Annotated in this window: 1 protein-coding gene; it reads right to left on the bottom strand. The window is 45.0% G+C overall.

Annotated elements, in window-relative coordinates; genetic code table 11:
* Positions 1–17 precede the first annotated feature (17 nt).
* Entirely contained in the window at positions 18–23,858 is a 23,841-nt protein-coding gene (locus OC25_RS27980) for a Calx-beta domain-containing protein (RefSeq protein WP_039479282.1), read from the bottom strand.
* Positions 23,859–23,986: the final 128 nt, after the last annotated feature.

Raw genomic sequence — 23,986 nt, 5'->3', positions numbered from 1 at the left:
CGGCTAAGCCTCTTATCTTATTTTTTAAACGCTCTGATTAATGTAATGTAACCTTTATATACTTCAACATCGTTACTGTTTGCTTTTTTAACACGCAATAAGTAGTAGTAAGTACCTTCGTTCAATCCCTCGCCTGTCCAGTTGTTCTGGTAACCTTTAGCGTGGAATACTTCATTACCCCATCTGTTCACGATCTGCAGTTCGCTGGTCTGGTATTGGTTAAGCCCAATGATCTCGAAGGTATCGTTAATACCATCGCCGTTTGGTGTAAACAGGTTCGGTATAGTAATGCCGGTGAAGTTAGCGGTTAAGTTTACAGCAGCCACGTTGGTATAATATCCGTAAGCATCTTTAACACGGTAGGTAAATACATCTTCGCCGGTATAGCCTGCATCTGGTGTATAGGTTACCGTACCATCGGCATTTACTTTTACAGTACCATGTTTAGGCTGACTTACAATTTCGACAGTTAATTTATCGAATGTAGAGTTACCCGGATCGTCGTTATCGAGAACGCTGATTACAACAGGTTTGTTGGCTACAGTACCACCTGCATCGTCAACCGCACGAGGTGATTTAGGGAAGCTGGTTACTGTTGCCGTATTGTTGCTCTCTGCCGTTCCTGAAATGTCGCTTACATTGGCTCCAGCAGTTGTTTTGGCATTTACTGTTGCTGTATTGGTTACTGTACCCAAATCTTTATCGACCTGGGTCAAAGTATATACTTCAACATCGGTAGTGCTTGCACCAGGGGCAAGTCCGCCTGTTACGGTAATTACCTTATTGTTTAAACCAAGTTTGGCATCGGTTAAGGTAATGGTATTTAAGGTCACCGATCCAGTATTTTTAATGGTAAAGGTGTAAGTAACCTTATTACCGTTAAACGATGCTGTTTTAACCAGCGCTATTGCTCCTGCATCTGGAATTGCCGTAACGGTTGGTGTATCGTTATTTTCGGCTGTACCCGATACATCACTTACCGGTAGGTTAGCAGGTGTTCTGGCGTTCACATTTGCAGAGTTGGTTACGCTGCCTGCATCTTTATCGGCCTGGGTTAACTGGTAAACATAAGTATCAGTAATAATACCACCCGGGGCAACATTTCCAGAATAGGTTTTGTTCAGTCCGAGTTTGGCATCTACCAGGTTCACCACATGCAGGGTTACATTTCCTGTATTCATAATGCTGAAGTTATAAGTGATACTGTTTCCGTCAGCGCTTAATGCACCTGTTTTAACCAGGGTAATGGTTGATGCCGGAGCAATCGCAGTTACAGTTGCATCGCCAACTGCTGGTGTACCTGGATCATCAGATAGTTTATTGATGGTTCCACCACCCTGTACCTGCGCTGTTGCCGATGCCTGGTTAGTGAACGAACCATTATTCACTTCTGTTAAGGTAACCGTATGTTTAGCCGTTACCGTTACGCTCGAGCCTGGCAGTAAGGTTGCAATGCTGGCTGGCGTAATCGAACCTGCATCTGCGCCGGCATCAGTTATGGTAACATTATTTAAGGCTGTATTACCAGTATTGGTTACAATGATGTTGTAATTGATCACATCACCTACTTTGCTTACACTGTTTGTTGCTGCTTTGGTTAAGCTCATGGCTGGTGCGGCTACCAATGTTACTGTTACCGGAATGGTTACTGTAGTGGTACCGCCTTTACCATCGCTTACGGTTACGGTGAAAGTATCGCTACCAACATAACCCGCGGCTGGCGTATAAGTGTAGGTACCATCAGGATTAACCACTACTGTACCGTGTGCAGGAGCTGTAGTTACCGTGAAAGTAAGCGGATCGCCATCTACATCACTTGCGGTAATGGTTCCGTTAACCGGCGTATTTTGCGGCGTGGTAATGGCAGGTGCTGTGGCAACCGGCGCATCGTTAACCGCATTAATAGTTACCGAAATGGTTACCGTAGTAGTACCTCCTTTGCCATCGCTTACGGTTACCGTAAAGGTATCGATACCATTATAGTTTGGCGCAGGTGTGTAAGTGTAGGTTCCATCAGGATTAACCACTACTGTACCATGTGCTGGTGGTGTAGTTACCGTAAAGGTAAGTGGATCGCCATCTGCATCAGTAGCGGTAATGGTGCCATTGGCCGGAGTATCCTCATTGGTACTAAGCGCAGGTGCAGTTACCACCGGTGCTGCATTGGTTGGATTAACCGTAACGTTAATGGTTACCGTAGTGGTACCACCTTTACCATCGCTTACGGTTACTGTAAATACATCTGCACCACTGTAATTGTTGGCTGGAGTGTAAGTATAGGTTCCGTCAGGATTAACTACCACCGTACCATGTGCCGGTGGCGTAGTTACCGTAAAGGTAAGCGGATCGCCGTCTGCATCAGTTGCGGTAATGGTGCCATTAACCGGTGTATTCTTATTGGTACTGATAGCCGGAGCTGTTGCAACCGGTGCTACATTGGTTGGATTAACCGTTACGTTAATGGTCACCGTTGTGGTACCACCTTTGCCATCACTTACGGTTACTGTAAATACATCTGCCCCGCTGTAGTTGTTCGCAGGAGTGTAAGTATAGGTTCCATCAGGATTAACCACTACGGTACCGTGTGCCGGTGGCGTGGTTACCGTAAAGATAAGCGGATCGCCGTCTACATCACTTGCGGTAATGGTGCCGTTAACCGGTGTATTTTTATTGGTTGTAATGGCTGGTGCTGTTGCAACCGGTGCATCATTTACAGGATTAATGGTTACCGGAATGGTTACCGTAACTGTACCGCCTTTGCCATCACTTACGGTTACCGTAAAGGTATCGGTACCGTTGTAATCTGGCGCAGGTGTATAAGTATAAGTACCATCAGGATTTACAGTTACTGTTCCGTGTGCCGGTGGTGTAGTTACCGTGTAAGTAAGCGGGTTACCATCCGGATCGGTGGCTGTGATGGTTCCGTTTACCGGGGTATCCTCATTAACCGTTATCGCCGGTGCAGTAGCAACTGGCGCACGGTTATCTCTGATGTTAACCGTAGCCGGACTTGTACTCGCAGTGATTAATGGATTGCTGGTAGTTGCATTCATGGTTATAATCACTGTTTCGTTTCCTTCGCTGATGTTATCATCCAATACCGGAACCGAAAGTGTTACTGAAGTTTGTCCGGCCGGAATGGTAATTGTTGTACCAATTGAGGTATAATCTGTACCGCTGGTTGCAGTTCCGTTTACGGTATAAGTAATCTGTGTAGCTGTGGCAGATGGATAACTTAACGTAAAGGTAAACTGACCAGGAGTTGATGGCTCAGCACCATCAGCAGTAGCAGTTACCGTAACTATAGCCGTTGTACCATCGATTATATTGATGGTTGCAGGAACATTACTTACGGTTACACCAGGGTTGGCCGAAGTGCCCAGGGTGGCGATTAGGGTTTCGGTACCTTCTACAACATCATCGTTCAATACCGGAATGGTAATTGTTGCCGAGGTTTGACCAGCCGGGATGGTAATGGTTTTGGTTACAATCGCAGTATAGTCGCTACCCTCAGTTGCTGTTCCGCCTAAAGTATAGGTTATCTGGGTATCGGTAGCTGATGGTTTGCTTAAGGTTACTGTAAATGTTCCGTTAACAGGTCCATTTTCGTTACCATCAACACCAGCGGTAATGGTAGCTACTGTTGCATCGTTATCAACGATGGTAGTAGTTGCCGTATTGATATCGATGGTTACCAGACCACCAGTTACATTGCTGATTACACCATTAAAGGTTTCGTTAGTTTCAACAATGTTATCATCGATAACCGGAACGGTAAAAGTTAAAGTGGTACCTGCAGGCGAATTCGCAGGGAACGTTAAGGTTCCACTGGTTGCAGTATAATCTAAACCTGCTGTAGCTGTTCCATCGGTTGTTTTATAATCCAAACTAAATTCCTGCTGTACTGCTGCATTTAAGGTTACCGTAAAGGTAGCCGTTCCAGCTGCTTCGTTAATACTTGGCGCGGTAGAGATGCTTACAGTTGCTGCATTATTATCGGCGATATTTATGGTTGCCGGTACATTACCTGGGGTAATAGCCGGATTACCAGAAGCGGTTAAGGTAGCTGTTACGGTTTCAACACCTTCCAGAACAGCATCGCTCAATACCGGAATGGTAATGGTTGCAGTGGTTTGGCCAGCAGGAATGGTAATTGTTTTGGTTACAATTGTACTGTAGTCGCTGCCCTCAGTTGCCGTTCCGCCTAAAGCATAGCTAAGCTGGGTATCGGTAGCCGATGGTTTACTTAAGGTTACAATAAATGTTCCGTTTGTCGGACCATTTTCGTTACCATCAACACCAGCTGCAATGGTGGCCACAGCCGAATCGTTATCGATAATGGTCGTAGTTGCTGTACCAGTAGCAATGGTTACCAGTCCTCCGCTTACGTTACTGATTACACCATTAAATGTATGATCACCTTCAATAATGTTATCGTCGAGGATCGGAACAGTAAACGTTAAGGTTGCGCCAGCTGCCGAACCAGCAGGGAAAGTTAACGTTCCGCTGGTAGTTGTATAATCTAAGCCTGCAGTAGCTGTTCCGTCGCTTGTAGTATAAGCAACTGTAAATGCTTGCTGAACTGCCGCGCTTAGGGTTACGGTAAATGTAGCGGTACCAGCTGCCTCGTTAACTGTTGGAGCTGTTGAAATGCTAACCGTAGCCGTATTGTTATCGGCAATGGTAATAGTTGCCGGTACATTGCTAGTTGTAATCTGTGGATTGTTTGAAGAAACCAGGGTAGCAATAACCGATTCTGTACCTTCTAAGATCGCATCAGTCAATACCGGAATAGTAATGGTTGCAGTGGTTTGACCAGCCAAGATAGTAATGGTTTTGGTTACAATTGTGCTGTAATCACTACCCTCTGTTGCTGTTCCGGCTAAAGTATAAGTTAGCTGTGTATCGGTAGCCGACGGGTTATTTAAGGTAACTGTAAATGTTCCGTTAACCGGACCATTCTCGTTACCGTTTGCACCCGCAATTATCGAAGCAATTGAAGAACCGCTATCGGTAATGTTAACTGTTGCAGGCGTAGTGCTGGCAACGATCGAAGCATTATTGGTTGCAGCGTTCATGGTCAGAATTACGGTTTCTGTTCCTTCAACAATGTTATCGTTCAATACCGGTACCGATACTGTTGCCGTTGTTTGTCCGGCCGGGATGGTTACGGTATTGCCAATTGAGGTATAATCTGTTCCACTCGTCGCTGTACCATTTACCGTATAGGTAATCTGGGTATCGGTAGTAGATACCTGGCTTAACGTAAAGGTAAACTGACCCGGTGTAGATGGTTCAGCCCCGTCGGCAGTTGCCGCTACTGTAACTATAGCCTCAGTGTTGTCGGTAATATTAATGCTTGCAGGTGTATTGCTTACAGTCACTAACGGATTGCCAGAATTTGTTAAGGTAGCCACAACCGTTTCAGTTCCTTCTACAATATTATCGGTTAATACCGGAATAGTGATGGTTCCGGTGGTTTGACCTGCAGGAATGGTGATGGTTTTGGTTACGATATTGCTGTAATCGCTACCCTCGGTTGCTGTTCCGGCCAGGGTGTAAGTTAGCTGGGTATCGGTAGCAACCGGATTATTTAAAGTTACGGTGAAAGTTCCGTTAACCGGACCGTTCTCATTACCGTTAGTACCAGCAGTGATTGTAGCAACAGCCGAATCGTTATCTACAATGGTTACTACTGCAGTACCATTTCCGATGGTTACCAAACCACCGCTTACGTTAGTGATAACACCACTAAAGGTTTCGTCACCTTCAACCAGATTATCGTCGATAATCGGAACGGTGAACGTCAGACTTGCGCCTGCAGTAGAACCTGCAGGGAAAACTAAGGTACCGCTGGTTGCCACATAATCCAATCCTGCTTTTGCAGTACCATCAGCAGTAGTGTAATCAACTGTAAAGGCATCTTGTACCGAACCACTTAAAGTTACAGTAAAGGTTGCTGTTCCGGCAGCTTCGTTTACACTTGCAAGGGCCACAGAAATACTTGCAGTTACCGAGTTGTTATCGATAATATTGATGGTTGCAGGCGTATTGTTAACTGTAACTGCTGAATTATTGCTTCCTGTTAAGGTAACGATAACCGTTTCGTTACCCTCTACAATGTTATCGCTGATTACCGGGATAGTAATGGTTCCGGTAGTCTGGCCTGCAGGAATAATTATCGTTTTTGTGATGGTATTGTAATCGCTGCCTTCAGTTGCAGTACCACCTACCGTGAAGGTAAGCTGGGTATCGGTTGATGACGGATTACTTAATGTTACGGTGTAAGTTCCATTTACCGGACCATTTTCGTTACCGTTGGTACCTGCAGTAATGCTGGCCACCGAATTATCATTATCGGTAATGGTTACAGTTGCTGATGGAGTTGCAATAGTAACCACATCACCGGTAATACCACTTAATGAAGCACTAAATGTTTCTGATGGTTCGACCAGGTTATCATCAGTAACCGGAACCGTGAAAGTTAAGCTTGTTCCGGCTGCAGCATTTGCAGGGAAAGTTAAGGTTCCATTGGTTGCGGTATAATCAAGTCCTCCTGTTGCTGTTCCATCAGTAGTACCATAGTTTACACTGAAACTATTTTGTACGGCATTACTTAGCGTAACCACAAAGGTTGCTGTGCCGGCATCTTCGTTAATCACCGGAGTAGTAGCAATACTAACCGTTGCCACGTCAGCATCAAGGATATTGATTGAGGCAGGTGTGTTGCTTACTGTAATTGCCGCATTACTTGAGGCCGTTAATGTTGCAACTACAGTTTCAGTACCTTCTGCTACACCATCTGCCATTACCGGAATAGTGATGGTTCCTGAGGTTGCACCTGCAGGGATAATGATGGTTTTGGTAACGGCACCGTAATCGGCACTTTCTGTTGCTGTGCCGGCCAGGGTAAAGGTTAATGTGGTTGGCGTAGATGACGGGTTGCTTAATGTTATATTAAACGAACCGTTTACCAAACCAGTTTCATTCGCATTGGTTCCAGCCACAATGGTTGCAACAGCACTGTCGTTATCGGCAATATTTACTGTTGCCGGACTTGTACCGATAGCCACATCAGCTCCCTGAACATTGCTTAAACCAACTGTAAACGATTCTGTATTTTCGATCAGGTTATCGTCAATAATCGGAATCACCACGTTAAGTACGGTACCAGCAGGCGAATTTGCCGGGAAAGTTAAAGTTCCGCTGGTTGCCGCATAATCTAGTCCAGCTTTTGCAGTACCATCAGCAGTAGCATAATCTACAGTGAAGCTGTTCTGAACGGCCACATTTAAGGTAACAGATAAAGTAACCGTGCCTACAGCTTCAGTTACACTTGCCGCATTGATTGAGATACTTACGTTGGCCGTGTTGGCATCGAGGATATTGATGCTGGCCGGAGTGGTATTAACACTTACCGCAGCATTGTTTGATGTACCCAAAGTTGCAATTACGGTTTCGATGCTTTCTGCTACTGCATCGGCAATTACCGGGATGGTAATTGTTCCGGTGGTTTCGCCGGCAGGAATGGTAATTACTTTAGTTGTAATTGCCGTGTAATCGCTTCCCTCTGTTGCCGTGCCACCTAAAGTATAGGTAAGCTGCGTATCGGTAGCAGATGGGTTACTTAAAGTTACAATGAACGTTCCGTTAACCGGACCGGTTTCGTTACCATTTGTACCCGGTGCAATGCTTGCCACTGCTGTATCATTATCTGTAATGGTAACTGTAGCTGTACCTGTTGCTATGCTTACCAATGTATTGCTTATATTGCTTAAAGCAGCGCTAAAGGTTTCTGATGGTTCAACCAGGTTATCGTCGGTAACCGGAACCGTAAAGGTTAATGTTGTACCTGCCGGAGAATTTGCAGGGAATGTTAGAGTTCCTGTTGTAGCCATATAATCTAACCCTGCGGTAGCTGTTCCATCAGTTGTTTTATAATCAACACTAAATGCATTCTGTACTGCCGCATTTAAAGTTACTGTAAACGTTGCGGTACCAGCGTTTTCATTAATTACCGGTGTGGTACTAATGCTTACGGTAGCCGTATTGTTATCCAGAATATTAATACTTGCAGGGGTACTGTTTACATTAACTAAAGGATTATTGGTTCCGGTAAGGCTAATTACAACCGTTTCAGTTCCTTCTACTATTGCATCGGTCAATACCGGAATGGTAATGGTGCCGGTAGTCTGCCCCGCAGGGATAGTAATGGTTTTCACAATCGTGCTGTAATCACTTCCCTCGGTAGCAGTTCCGCCAACGGTATAGGTAATCTGCGTATCGGTAGATGATGGATTACTTAAGGTTACGATAAATGTGCCACTAACCGGACCGTTTTCGTTACCATTTACACCCGGAGTAATGGTTGCAATTGCGGTATCGTTATCGGTAATGTTAACCGTTGCCGGAGTTGTACTCGCTGTAATTGAAGGGTTGCTGGTAGTAGCAGACATGGTTAATACCACCGTTTCTATTCCTTCCACAAGGTTATCGTTCAATACCGGTACACTAACCGTTGCAGTAGTTTGCCCTGCAGGAATGGTTACCGTTGTACCAATCGAAGTATAATCTAATCCGCTTGTTGCTGATCCACCAACCGTATAGGTAATCTGTGTTGGTGTAGTAGACACATTACTTAAGGTAAAGGTAAACTGGCCCGGAGTTGCAGGTTCTGCCCCGTTAGCTGTTGCCGTTACGGTTACCGTTGCACTGGTATTATCAATGATGTCGATACTCGCCGGCGTATTGCTTACACTTACCAATGCATTATTCGAAGTACCCAGCGTTACTACAACTGTTTCAACACCTTCTACCAGATTATCGGTTAATACCGGAATGGTAATGGTTGCTGTGGTTTGACCTGCAGGAATGGTAACTGTTTTGGTTACGATATTGCTGTAATCGCTGCCCTCAGCAGCTGTACCCCCAATGGTATAGGTAATGATAGTTGGCTGCGAAGATGGGTTACTTAAGGTTACCACAAAGGTTCCGTTTGCTGGTCCGTTCTCACTACCATTTGTTCCGGCAGCAATTGATGCCACCGAAGTATCGTTATCGGTAATGCTTACAATAGCAGGTGTTGTATTGGCCGTAATTGAAGGATTGCTTGTTGCCGCCGTCATGGTCAGGATCACTGTTTCTGTTCCTTCAGCAATATTATCGTCAATTACCGGCACACTTACTGTTGCAGTGGTTTGTCCGGCAGGAATGGTTACCGTGGTACCAATTGCGGTATAATCTACACCGCTGGTTGCGCTTCCGGTTACGGTATAAGTAATCTGCGTATCGGTTGTAGATACATTACTTAAGGTGAAGGTAAATAAACCTGGTGTTGCAGGTTCTGCACCATTTGTGGTTGCTGCAACGGTTACCGTTGCCGTGGTATTGTCATCAATATTAATGGTAGCAGGTGTATTGCTGATACTCACCAATGGATTAGCAGAATTGGTCAAAGTAGCAGTTACTGTTTCTATACCCTCTATAATATTATCGGTTAATACCGGAATGGTGATGGTTCCTGTGGTTTGACCCGCAGGGATAGTAATGGTTTTGGTAACGATCGCCGAATAATCGCTTCCTTCTGTAGCTGTACCACCTAAGCTATAGGTTAAGGTAGTAGGCTGCGATGATGGATTGCTCAGGGTTACCGTGAAAGTACCATTTAATGGTCCGTTTTCGTTACCCGAGGTACCTGCGGTAATTGTTGCTACAGCAGTATCATCATCAATAATATTAACTGTGGCCGGCGTGGTGCTGGCTGTAATTGATGGATTGCTTGTTGCTGCATTCATGGTTAAGATAACCGTTTCTGTTCCTTCAGCAATGTTATCGTTCAATACCGGTACATTTACTGTTGCCGTAGTTTGTCCGGCCGGAATGGTTACCGTTGTACCAATCGAAGTATAATCTAATCCGCTTGTTGCTGTTCCACTTACAGTATACGTAATCTGTGTATCAGTTGTTGAGACATTACTTAACGTGAAAGTAAACAAACCAGGGGTAGTTGGTTCGGCCCCGTCATTTGTGGCCGCCACTGTTACTGTTGCCGTAGTGTTATCCGTAATGTTAATACTTGCAGGTGTATTGCTTACTGTTACCAACGGACTACCCGAAGTAGTTAAAGTAGCGGTAACGGTTTCAGTACCCTCTACAACATTGTCGGTTAACACCGGAATGGTAATGGTTCCGGTAGTTTGACCTGCTGGAATGGTAATGGTTTTGGTTACGATGGTTAAATAATCGCTGCCTTCTGTTGCTGTACCTCCTAAGGTATAGGTAAGCTGTGTATCAGTTGATGACGGTTTGCTTAAGGTTACGATAAACGTTCCGTTAACAGGGCCGTTTTCGTTTCCTGGCGTACCCGCCGTAATTGTAGCCACAACTGCATCGTTATCTACAATGGTAGCCGTAGCGGTTGCATTACTGATCACCACTACTCCACCGGTAATACCACTCAGTGTTGCTGTAAAGGTTTCGTTTGCCTCAGCAATGTTATCATCCGTAATCGGAACAGTGAAAGTTAAGGTTGTTCCGGCTGCAGCATTTGCAGGGAAATTTAACGTTCCTGTTGTTGCGGTATAATCTGATCCTGCCGTAGCTGTTCCGTTTGCAGTAGCATAGTTAACACTAAATGCATCCTGAACCGCATTATTTAGCGTTACCGTAAAGGTAGCTGTTCCGGCGCCCTCATCAACTGTTGGCGTAGTAGAAATACTTACGCTGGCGGTATTGGCATCTAAAATATTAATTGTTGCTGGTGTGGCATCAACAGTTATTGCCGGGTTGCCAGATGTAGCCAATGTAGCAATTACTGTTTCAACACCTTCGGTAATTGCATCTGTTAATACCGGAATAGTGATGGTTCCGGTGGTCTGACCTGCCGGAATGGTAATGGTTTTGGTAACGATGGTTGAGTAATCACTGCCTTCAGTTGCCGTTCCACCCAAAGTATAGGTAATTTGGGTATCGGTTGATGAAGGGTTACTTAAGGTTACCGTGAACGTTCCATTTACAGGTCCGGTTTCGTTGCCGTTTACACCTGCGGTAATGGTAGCTACAGCACTATCGTTATCGGTAATGGTTGCGGTTGCCGAACTGGTTGCAATGGTTACCAATCCACCGGTTACATTACTGATGGTGGCGTTAAAGGTTTCATTAGGCTCAACCAGGTTATCGTCGTTTATTGGAACTGTGAAAGTTAAAGTTGCTCCCGCAGCAGATCCGGCCGGAAAAGTCAGCGTGCCGCTGGCAGCGGTATAATCGCTACCGGCAATTGCCGTTCCGTTGGCTGTTGCATAATCAACACTAAAGGCATTTTGAACCGCCGTACTTAAAGTTACGGTAAAGGTTGCCGTACCTGCCGCCTCATTTACGCTGGTTGGTGTAGCCGAAATGCTTACCGTAGCGGTATTGTTATCGAGGATATTGATCGAAGCAGGTGTACTGCTTACGCTTACCAACGGATTGCCTGAGCTAACCAGTGTGGCAATTACGGTTTCTACACCTTCAACCACGTTATCAGTTAATACCGGAATAGTAATCGTTCCGGTAGTTTGACCAGCAGGTATAGTAATTGTATGGGTAGCAAGGGTACTGTAATCGCTGCCTTCAGTTGCTGTACCACCTAACGTATAAGTAAGCTGTGTATCAGTTGATGATGGTTTGCTCAAGGTTACTGTAAAGGTTCCGTTAACCGGGCCATTTTCGTTGCCTGTTATGCCCGGAGCGATACTCGCTATCGAAGCATCGTTATCAACAATGGTAGCTGTTGCTGTGGCATTACTGATTAATACCACGCCACCGGTGATATTGCTTAATGCAGCGGTAAAGGTTTCGCTAGGTTCGGCGATATTATCATCGTTAATCGGAACAGTGAAAGTTAAGCTGGTTCCGGCTGCAGCATTTGCAGGGAAATTTAACGTTCCGTTTGTTGCGGTATAGTCTAAGCCTGCTGTTGCTGTTCCGTTTGCGGTTGCATAATCAACACTGAATGCATTTTGAACTGCATTATTTAGCGTTACGGTAAAGGTTGCTGTTCCGGCTGCTTCATCTACCGTTGGGGTAGTAGAAATACTTACGCTGGCCGTATTGGCATCTAAAATATTAATGGTAGCCGGAGTATTATTAACCGTTACCGACGGGTTATTCGATGTGGTTAAGGTAGCAATAACCGTTTCAATGCTTTCGGTAATTGCATCGGTTAACACCTGAATAGTAATGGTACCGGTAGTCTGGCCTGCCGGAATGGTAATGGTTTTGATTACAATGCCTGAGTAATCGCTGCCTTCAGTCGCCGTTCCGCCTAAAGTATAGGTAAACTGGGTATCGGTTGATGAAGGGTTACTCAAGGTTATAATGAACGTGCCATTTACAGGACCGGTTTCATTACCGTTTATGCCTGGGGTAATGGTAGCAACCGAAGTATCATTATCGGTAATGGTTACGGTTGCCGAGCTGGTTGCAATGGTTACCAGGCCGCCGGTTATATTACTAATGGTACCGTTAAAGGTTTCACTTGGCTCAACCAGGTTATCGTTGTTAACCGGAACAGTGAAGGTTAAGGTTGTACCCGCGGCAGATCCGGCTGGGAAAGTTAAAGTTCCGCTTGTGGCGGTATAATCTAATCCCGCACCCGCTGTTGCTGTTCCATTAGCTGTTGCATAATCAATGCTAAAGGCATTTTGTACTGCTGCACTTAAAGTTACGGTAAAGGTTGCTGTTCCGTCGGCTTCATTTATACCGGCAGGCGTAGCCGAAATGCTTACGGTTGCTGTATTGTTATCGAGGATATTAATGGTTGCCGGTGTATTGCTTACGCTTACCAGCGGATTGCCCGAGGTAGCCAATGTGGCAATTACGGTTTCTACACCTTCTACCACGTTATCGGTTAATACCGGAATGGTAATCGTTCCGGTGGTTTGACCAGCAGGGATAGTAATTGTATGAGTAGTAAGGGTACTGTAATCACTGCCTTCGGTTGCTGTACCGCCTAAAGTATAAGTAAGCTGCGTATCAGTTGATGATGGCTTGCTCAGGGTTACCGTAAATGTTCCGTTAACCGGGCCATTTTCGTTTCCTGTTATACCTGGAGCAATGCTGGCTACCGAAGTATCATTATCAACAATGGTAGTTGTTGCAGTGGCGGTGCTGATGGCCACTACCCCACCGGTAATGTTACTTAATGTAGCACTGAAAGTCTCGCTTGGTTCGGCAATATTATCATCAATAATCGGAACAGTAAAGGTTAAAATAGTTCCGGCTGCCGCATTTGCAGGGAAATTTAACGTTCCGCTTGTTGTGGTATAATCTAAGCCTGCTGTTGCCGTTCCGTTTGCGGTTGCATAATCAACACTGAATGCATTTTGAACCGCATTATTTAGCGTTACCGTAAAGGTAGCTGTTCCGGCAGCTTCATCAACCGTTGGTGCGGTAGAAATACTTACACTGGCGTTATTGGCATCTAAAATTGTAATTGTTGCAGGTGTTGTACCGATGCTTATTGCCGGGTTATTTGTTGTGGTTAAGGTAGCAATAACCGTTTCGGCACCTTCTGCAAGGTTATCGGTTAATACCGGAATAGTAATGGTTCCGGTAGTCTGGCCTGCCGGAATAGTAATGGTTTTAGTTACGATGGTTGAGTAATCGCTGCCTTCAGTTGCTGTGCCACCTAAAGTATAGGTAATCTGGGTATCAGTTGATGAAGGGTTACTCAAGGTTACCGTGAACGTTCCGTTTACCGGTCCGGTTTCGTTGCCGTTTATACCCGGGGTAATAGTTGCAACAGAAGTATCGTTATCGGTAATGGTTACGGTTGCAGAACTGGTTGCAATGGTTACCAATCCGCCGGTTACATTACTGATTGTTGCATTAAACGTTTCGCCAGGTTCTACCACATTATCATTGATGATCGGAACGGTGAAAGTTAAGGTTGCACCTGCTGCCGATCCTGCCGGGAAGTTTAACGTACCACTTGTAGCAGTGTAATCGCTACCTGCTGTAGCTGTTCCGTTTGCGGTAGCATAATCAACGCTAAAGGCATTTTGTACTGCTGCACTTAAAGTTACGGTAAAGGTTGCCGTACCTGCCGCCTCATCTACGCTGGTTGGCGTGGCCGAAATGCTTACGCTTGCTGTATTGTTATCGAGGATATTAATCGTAGCCGGTGTATTGCTTACGCTTACCAGCGGATTGCCCGAGGTAGCCAATGTGGCAATTACAGTTTCCACACCTTCTACCAGGTTATCAGCCAGTACCGGAATCGTAATGGTACCGGTGGTTTGACCAGCCGGGATAGTGATGGTTTTGGTAACAATGGTACTGTAATCGCTGCCTTCGGTTGCCGTACCACCTAAAGTATAGGTAATGGTAGTTGGCTGAGCAGAAGGATTGCTTAAGGTTACTGTAAATGTTCCGTTAACAGGGCCATTTTCATTTCCTGGCGTACCCGCAGTTATGGTAGCTACAGCAGTATCGTTATCTGTGATATTGATACTTGCTGGTGTAGTACTTGCAGTAATCGATGGGTTGCTTGTTGTAGCATTCATCGTTAAAATTACGGTCTCGGTACCTTCTGCAATGTTATCATCCAATACCGGAACGGTAACTGTTGCAGTGGTTTGTCCGGCAGGGATGGTTACCGTTGTACCAATAGCGGTATAATCTGCGCCACTGGTAGCAGAACCACTAACGGCATAGGTAATTTGTGTATCGGTTGTAGATACATTACTTAAGGTGAAGGTAAATTTACCCGGGGTATTAGGCTCGGCACCATCAGCAGTACCAGCTACAGTTACCGTAGCGGTAGTATTGTCGCTAATGTTGATTGTTGCAGGTGTATTGCTTACGGTTACAGCAGGATTATTGGTACTGCCTAAAGTAGCAATAACCGTTTCGGTTCCTTCTACAATATTATCGGTCAATACCGGAATAGTAATGGTTCCGGTAGTTTGTCCGGCCGGAATAGTAATCGTTTTGGTTACAATTGTTGAGTAATCACTTCCTTCAGTTGCTGTTCCGCCCAAAGTATAGGTAATCTGGGTATCGGTTGATGAAGGGTTGCTTAGTGTAACTGTAAATGTTCCGTTAACCGGACCATTTTCATTTCCTGGCGTTCCAGGGGTGATGGTAGCCACAGCCGTATCATTATCGATAATGGTTACGCTTGCTGTCGAAGTACCAATAGTAACCAGGTTACCGCTTACATTGTTAATCGAAGCACTAAACGTTTCGCTAGGTTCAACCACATTATCGTTGATAATCGGAACGGTGAAAGTTAAGGTTGCACCTGCTGCCGATCCTGCCGGGAAGTTTAGCGTTCCGCTGGTGGCGGTGTAATCGCTACCGGCATTGGCTGTTCCGTTGGTTGTTGCATAATCAACGCTAAATCCTGCCTGTATCGCATTGCTTAAGGTTACGGTAAATGTTGCTGTACCTGCTGCTTCATTTACACTGGTTGGTGTAGCTGAAATGCTTACGGTTGCAGGATCGTTATCGATAATGGTTCCGATACCTTCTGGTTGCGTAATGGTAACCGGGGCAGTTGCATTGCTTAAAGTTACCTTGAAGCTTTCAGGACCTTCGGTCACACTATCATCCGTAATAGGAATCAGAATGGTTTGGGTAGCTCCGGAAACAGATCCGGCAGGAAAAGTAATTACACCCGTTTTTGCGGTATAGTCTGATCCTGCAATTGCAGTGTTATCTGTAGTTGCATAGTTAACAGAAACCGCATCCTGGATATTACCGGTTAAGGTTACCGTGAAAGTCATGTTACCTGCGTTTTCTAAAGCAGAAACACTATTGATTGCCACATTTGCAGCATCATCATCAGTAATGGTTGCTGTTCCGGTTGCACCGGCAGCAGGTATAGTTACTACTGAGCCTGCGCTTACACTGTTTAATTTCACCGTGAAGCTTTCAGTCAGTTCGGCGATGTTATCGTTTATAACCGGAATATTGAAAGTGCGCGTAGTACCGCTCACTGAACCTGCAGGGAAAGTTACACTGCCCGATGTAGCGGTGTAATCAGTACCCGAAACTGCAGTTCCGTTTGTTGTAGAATAGTTTACTGTAAATGCATCCTGAACGTTACCGGTTAAAGTTACGGTAAAGGTTGCATTTCCTCCGTTCTCTGCTACGGTAACGTTGTTAACGGCTACGGTTGCATTATCATTATCGGTAATATTTACGGTTGCAGGGCTTGTGCTTGCAGTAATTGCCGGATTATTGGTTGCCGCGGTCATCGTCAGAATCACGCTTTCTGTAGGTTCTGCGAAAGTATCATCCAGCACAATAACTGGTAAGGTTACGCTGGTCTGTCCGGCTGGGATAGTTATACTTGTACCAATTGAGGTATAATCTGTTCCGCTGGTTGCAGATCCTGTTACGGTATAAGCAATCTGCGTATCGCTTGTAGATACATTACTTAGTGTGAAAGTAAATAAGCCTTGTGTATTTGGCTCTGCCCCGTTGGTTGTAGCGGCTACAGTTATCGTTGCAGTAGTATTGTCGGTAATGTTAATGGTTGCCGTTTTATTTGCCGGAGTTGGTGTTACTGTAACCAATGGGCTATTGGTAGAAACCAGTGTGGCTACTACTGTTTCGGTACCTTCGACAATGTTATCGGTTAATACCGGAATGGTAATTGTTCCGGTAGTCTGGCCTGCCGGAATGGTAATGGTTTTAGTAGTAATTGTTGAGTAATCGCTTCCTTCAGTTGCTGTGCCACCCAAAGTATAGGTAATCTGTGTATCAGTTGATGATGGATTACTTAAGGTTACCGTGAATGTACCGTTTACAGGACCATTTTCGCTGCCCGGTGTTCCTGCCGCGATAGATACCGTTGCTGCATCATTATCTACAATGGTAGCTGTGGCGGTGGCATTGCTGATGACCACTACCCCACCTGTAATGCCGCTAAGCGTGGCCGTAAAGGTTTCGTTTGGTTCAGCGATATTATCATTGATAATCGGAACAGTAAAGGTTAATGCTGTACCCGCCGGAGAATTTGCAGGGAAATTTAATGTTCCACTGGTAGCAGTATAATCTGCTCCCGCTGTTGCAGTCCCGTTAGCAGTTGCATAATTTACACTAAATCCGTTTTGAACTGCATTATTTAAAGTTACCGTAAAGGTAGCCGTACCTGCGGCCTCATTAACTGTTGGCGTAGTAGAAATACTTACACTCGAAGTATTGGCATCAAGGATATCAATTGATGCCGGGGTAGTATTTACAGTTACTGCGTTGTTTGATGTTCCTAATGTAGCAATTACGGTTTCAGTACTTTCGGTAATGGCATCCTGCAATACATTAATCACAATAGTTCCGGTGGTTTGTCCGGCTGGAATAGTAATGGTTTTGGTTGCAATGGTGCTGTAATCACTTCCTTCGGTTGCGGTTCCACCTAATGTATAGGTAATTTGTGTATCTGTTGAAGCTGGTTTGCTCAAGGTTACAATGAAGGTTCCCTGAACCGGACCGGTTTCGTTACCGTTAACACCCGGGGCAATGCTGGCCACAGAGCTGTCGTTATCGATAATGGTTACCGCAGCGCTACCTGTTCCAATGGTTACCAGTCCACCGGTAACGCCGGTTAATGTTCCATTGAAAGTTTCACTTGGTTCAACGATGTTATCGTCGGTAATCGGAACGGTAAAGGTTAATGTAGATCCCGCTGCAGAATTTGCCGGGAAGTTTAATGTTCCGCTGGTTGCTGTATAATCCTGGCCTGCAATAGCTGTTCCGTTGGTTGTAGTGTAATTAACACTAAATGCATTTTGAACCGCAGTACTTAAGGTTACGGTGAAGGTGGCTGTACCCGCTCCTTCGTTAACACTTGTTGGCGTTGCCGAAATGCTAACCGTGGCGGTATTGTTATCAAGGATATTGATCGTAGCTGTTTTATCTGCAGGTGTTGTGGTAATGTTTACCAGCGGACTGCCTGAAGAAACAAGTGTTGCAATAACCGTTTCATTACCTTCCACTATATTATCAGTCAATACCGGAATGGTAATGGTTCCCGTAGTCTGACCCGCAGGAATAGTAATGGTTTTGGTTGTAATGGTGCTGTAATCACTTCCTTCGGTGGCTGTACCGCTTAAACTATAAGTAATCTGTGTATTTGTTGAAGATGCATTACTCAAAGTAACCGTAAATGTTCCGTTAACCGGGCCATTTTCATTTCCGTTAACTCCCGCAGTAATACTTGCAATAGAAGCATCGTCATCGTTAATTGTACCGGTTCCTGTAGCCGTAGCAATAGTAGTAGGGCCTGCACTGATATTCGAAAGCACAACCGTAAAGGCCTCGGTTGGTTCACTAATGGCATCGTTCAGGATAGGAACGGTAATGGTACGTGTGGTACCGGTTGGCGAATTTGCAGGGAAAGTTAATGTTCCGCTGGTTGCAGTATAATCTGAGCCCGCAATGGCAGTAGCGTTGGCTGTAGCGAAATCAACCGTTACAGCGTTCTGGATCGCGCCTGTTAAGGTTACCGTAAATACGGCATTACCTCCCACTACGTTCTCAGCAACACTTACGTTATTAATTGCCAAACTCGAAGCATCATCATCAGTAATGGTACCTGTTCCGGTAGCCGTAGCAATGGTTGTTGGACCTGCACTGATACCAGACAGTACAACAGTAAAAGCTTCGGTAGGCTCACTTATCGCGTCGTTCAGGATAGGAACGGTAATGGTACGTGTGGTACCTGTTGGTGAATTTGCAGGGAAAGTTAAAGTTCCTGTAGTATTGGTATAATCAGATCCGGCAATAGCTGTACCATTGGCAGTAGCGTAATTAACGGTTACTGCATTCTGGATTCCCCCTGTTAAGGTTACCGTAAATACGGCATTACCTCCTGCCACGTTCTCTGCAACGCTTACATTGTTGATCGCAATGCTCGAAGCATCATCATCAGTAATAGTACCCGTTCCGGTTGCAGTTGCAATGGTGGTTGGACCTGCACTTATATTCGAAAGTACAACCGTGAAAGCCTCGGTAGGCTCACTGATGGCATCATTCAAAATAGGAACGGTGATGGTACGCGTGGTACTAGTAGCTGAATTTGCAGGGAAAGTTAAAGTTCCACTGGTTGAGGTATAATCTGAACCTGCAATGGCAGTACCATTGGCCGTAGCGAAATCAACCGTTACCGCGTTCTGGATCGCGCCTGTTAAGGTTACCGTAAACACGGCATTACCTCCTGCTACATTTTCCACAACACTTACGTTGTTGATCGCCAAACTCGAAGCATCATCATCAGTAATGGTACCCGTTCCGGTTGCAGTAGCAATGGTGGTTGGGCCTGCACTGATATTCGAAAGCACAACCGTGAAAGCCTCAGTAGGCTCACTAATGGCATCGTTCAGAATAGGAACGGTAATGGTACGCGTGGTACCTGTAGCTGAATTTGCAGGGAAAGTTAAAGTTCCGCTGGTTGAGGTATAATCTGAGCCCGCAATGGCAGTACCATTGGCAGTGGCGAAATCAACCGTTACTGCGTTCTGAATCGCGCCTGTTAAAGTAACTGTAAATACAGCATTACCTCCTGCCACGTTCTCCACAACACTTACGTTATTGATCGCCAAACTCGAAGCATCATCGTCAGTGATGGTACCGGTTCCGGTAGCAGTTGCAATGGTGGTTGGACCTGCACTGATATTCGAAAGTACAACCGTGAAAGCCTCTGTAGGCTCACTGATCGCATCGTTCAAGATAGGAACCGTAATGGTACGCGTGGTACCTGTTGGCGAATTTGCAGGGAAAGTTAATGTGCCGCTGGTTGAGGTATAATCTGAACCTGCAATGGCTGTACCATTGGCAGTTGCATAATCAACGGTTACTGCGTTCTGAATCGCACCGGTTAAAGTAACTGTAAACACAGCATTACCTCCCGCTACGTTCTCTACAACACTTACGTTATTGATTGCCAAACTCGAAGCATCATCATCGGTAATGGTACCTGTTCCGGTAGCCGTAGCAATGGTCGTTGGACCCGCACTGATACCAGACAGCACAACCGTGAAGGCTTCGGTAGGTTCACTGATCGCATCATTCAGGATAGGAACCGTAATGGTACGTGTGGTACCGGTTGGCGAATTTGCAGGGAAGGTTAAAGTTCCTGTAGTGTTGGTATAATCAGATCCGGCAATGGCAGTACCATTGGCAGTAGCATAATTAACGGTTACAGCATTCTGGATTCCTCCTGTTAAAGTTACCGTAAACACGGCATTACCTCCTGCCACGTTCTCAGCAACACTTACATTGTTGATCGCAATGCTCGAAGCGTCATCATCGGTAATTGTACCGGTTCCGGTAGCAGTTGCAATGGTGGTTGGACCTGCACTGATATTCGAAAGTACAACCGTGAAGGCTTCAGTAGGCTCACTGATTGCATCGTTCAGAATAGGAACAGTAATGGTACGTGTGGTACCTGTTGCTGAGTTTGCCGGAAAAGTTAATGTTCCGGTAGTACTGGTATAATCCGATCCGGCAATGGCAGTACCATTAGCAGTGGCGAAATCAACCGTTAGTGCATTTTGGATCGCGCCTGTTAAAGTTACCGTAAATACAGCATTACCTCCTGCCACATTCTCTGCAACACTCACATTATTGATCGCCAAACTTGAAGCGTCATCATCAGTAATGGTACCCGTTCCGGTTGCAGTAGCAATGGTGGTTGGGCCTGCACTGATACCTGACAATACAACAGTGAAAGCTTCAGTTGGCTCACTGATCGCATCGTTCAAAATAGGAACGGTAATGGTACGTGTGGTACCTGTTGCTGAATTTGCAGGGAAAGTTAATGTGCCGCTGGTTGCAGTATAATCAGAACCCGCAATGGCTGTACCATTAGCGGTGGCATAGTTTACCGTAAAAGCATTCTGAATAGCTCCGGTCAGGGTTACCGTAAACACGGCATTACCTCCTGCCACATTCTCAGCAACACTTACGTTGTTAATTGCTATACTCGATGCGTCGTTATCTGTAATATTAACTGTTGCAGAAGCTGGTGTAACGGTAATTTTCGCATTATCTGTACTGAAACCACTTAAAATAACATTCTCTGTAGGTTCACTAATCAAATCATCAATAACTGTTACCGGTACCGTTACCGTTGTTTGACCTGCCAAAACGGTTGCTGTACCCGCAATGGTATTGTAGTCGGTACCGTTACCTGCCGAGCCACTCACAGTATAACTGATTGTGGTGTTTGTACTGCTCGGTTTACTCATGGTAAATACGAACGATCCGTTGGTACCAGGCTCTGCCCCATCTGTTGTAGCCACAGCAATCGTGGCCACATCATCATCGGCAATATTTACCGTAGCCGTTAAGTCAGATGCATTAAGCGCCGTTGTAGTTGACGGGGTTACCGTATTACTAACGCTGTTGATGGTTAGCACAACCGATTCTGTAGGTTCTACAATATTATCGTCGAATACAGTAATTGGAATTGTTGCCGAAGTTTGACCAGCCAGGATGGTTACCGATCCTGATAACGGTGTAACCGTATTATAATCGACACCATTAGTGGCATTTCCACTGATGGTATAATTAACCACCGTATTTCCTAAAACTGCACTGGTTAAATTTACAGTAAACAGTCCGTTTGTAGAAGGCTCTGAAGCATTAGGAGTTGTAGCTACAATACTTACCGAAGCAGGTACAGTAACTGCATTTGCGGTAAGGATGTTATTACAACCTGTACCCGATGGCAAACCATTACACTCTGTATCTGCATTACCGGAGAAAGTTGTTGTACTTTCATCTGTTGCATCCGGATCAGAAACATCTGCCGACCTTAATATGGTGGCCCTTGCCGCAACGGTTGTATTACTCAATGCATTTCCTACAGTTCCGGTAATGGTATAAGTAACCCTCGAACCAGAGGTCATATTAAGCGTTGAAGCAAATTTAGTTGCCGTTATACTTTTTGATGTTTCTGTTACAGTGCCTGCATTAACAGTTGGAGGAGATACTGAACTCACTACAAAACCTGAAGGATACTCTAAATTAAAAACAGCACCACTAATATCACTTACGCTCGAGGCATTGTTCAGGTTTTCTAAAACTACGGTATAGGTTATGGTACTGCCCACTTTTGCAGTAGTAACCGATGGAGATACACTTGTTACCCTTAAATCTGCCTGTGATATTACCACATTAACCGATTCGGTAGACTCGGCACCTGGAACAAAAGAATAAGTATCCAAACCAACATTATTACCATATTCAGCATTACCTGTAGCCACGGTGGCCGTATTTGCACCCCATTTATGTCCGTTCGTACTGCTTGATACCCCCGAACTGCTAAGTGGATAACCTTCGGGCGGAGTAGATGGATTTGCTGAAGCACTGGTAATATTGCTATCATCCCAATATACTACGTCAGCACCGCTGATAGTATTATAGCTTCCATCAAGTTGCTGGATTAAAACACCATTCGGATTGATCTCTGTATCAATAAAAGGAAAGTGAACTTCTGCCCCAAATAACTGTATTTTTATGGAGTTAACCGTGGTTCCTGGAGGTACTTTGTTTCCTGGAAGTGAGGTCGAGGTATTCGAAAGTCCGGCACGTCCGTCCCAGTACACAGTCATTTGTCCGGCAGTAGCTATACCAACCAGTGTTCTGTCGATAAAATTACCATTACCCGGAATTGTGATTTTATATTTACCGTTTACATTAGAAGTAAAAGTAATATTTGCACCCTTAGAACTCACACTAGAAGACGAGCCCTCCACTCCTTTAAAGGTTAATCCGGACGCCTGAGGGGCAGTAATTACCGGTTTTAACCAGGTTGTTGCGTTTTTATTGAGTGCGGTTGCCGGTAAATCTGCTGCTGGCTTAGCGAAAAACAACTTGTGGGTTATATTCGCATCATCTGCCTCGGTCGGGTTTTTTACCGGCGGACTGGTTGAGGTATTAGAACTTTTATAGGTAGGGTTGCCGGTTCCGTTAGCTCCTGTGGTAAATCCCCGGTTATTTGCAAAAAATGTAAAACCTACACCAACCTGCCCGTTACCACTAACCTGGTATACATAGCCATCTTTAGTATAGGTAAAAAATTTACCGTAAAAACCACCTGCTGTAGTAAAATCATTCATGATTAAACCATTAAAAACATTTGTATATGCCCTTCCGGTGATAAATGGGAAAGTAGTTAAATTGGTTGAAGCTGTTGTTGTTCTTACACTTACATCCCACGATAAAATCCAGTACACATTGCTAGGCTGATCGCCTGTAGCAAAATTAGCTGTAGCAGCGAAATCTGGAATGGAAGTAGTTGCAGCTTCGTCTGGTGCTACAAAATCAATTTCATAAATCCCGGCATCTGTAGCAGTAGTAACGTTTACAGTAAAAGGTGTATAACCATTCGTTGCCGGCGAAGGACCAGCAAGTTCCTGTGTTCTGGTATCTATTCGGCCAACGGTTGTACTTGTTCCCGAGTTAAAATCAAAATTACTCCTTGCTGCATTCGGGATGGTTCCGGGCTTGAACACACGGATGGTACCATTTCCCTTTCCTTGTGCACTGGAACCCAGGTAAATCGTTTCACCGCTTTTAGCATAAACTTTTATAGTTCCCCTGTTTATAAATGGCCAGCTGGATGCACTAACTCCATTTGTTGTATATCCATTTGCACTAACCAAAACAGCCCGCTTTCCGGAAGTTCCTGCAGGATACAAATCCTTACTTCCATCGGCAAATGCCTGATTGAGGTTAAAAAAAAGAAGCGCAAGAGCTAAAAAGAATACAGGCCTAAAATATTTGCCGAAATGCTTCGTTAAATAATTGTTAGTCGTCAGGAAGTACCGTGTCGGGGCACACGGAGAGAGTAAATTTTTATTCATACACGGGATAATGAATGGTATTATACTATCTGGAATAATCCAGTTTATATAGCTTATTTATTCGGTTTTAGGCATACATACGTAAGTTTAAAACCTATGGTTTTAAAAAAATAAAAAAACGCCCCGAC

The organism is Pedobacter kyungheensis, assembly GCF_000812965.1.
Classification (GTDB): domain Bacteria; phylum Bacteroidota; class Bacteroidia; order Sphingobacteriales; family Sphingobacteriaceae; genus Pedobacter; species Pedobacter kyungheensis.
The sequence above is the reverse complement of the archived record's forward strand: the minus strand, read 5'-3'. Positions and strand labels throughout refer to the sequence as shown.

Excerpts from the sequence above, each read along its gene's own strand:
- OC25_RS27980 (WP_039479282.1), bottom strand. The coding sequence starts at position 23,858 with ATGAATAAAAATTTACTCTCTCCGTGTGCCCCGACACGGTACTTCCTG.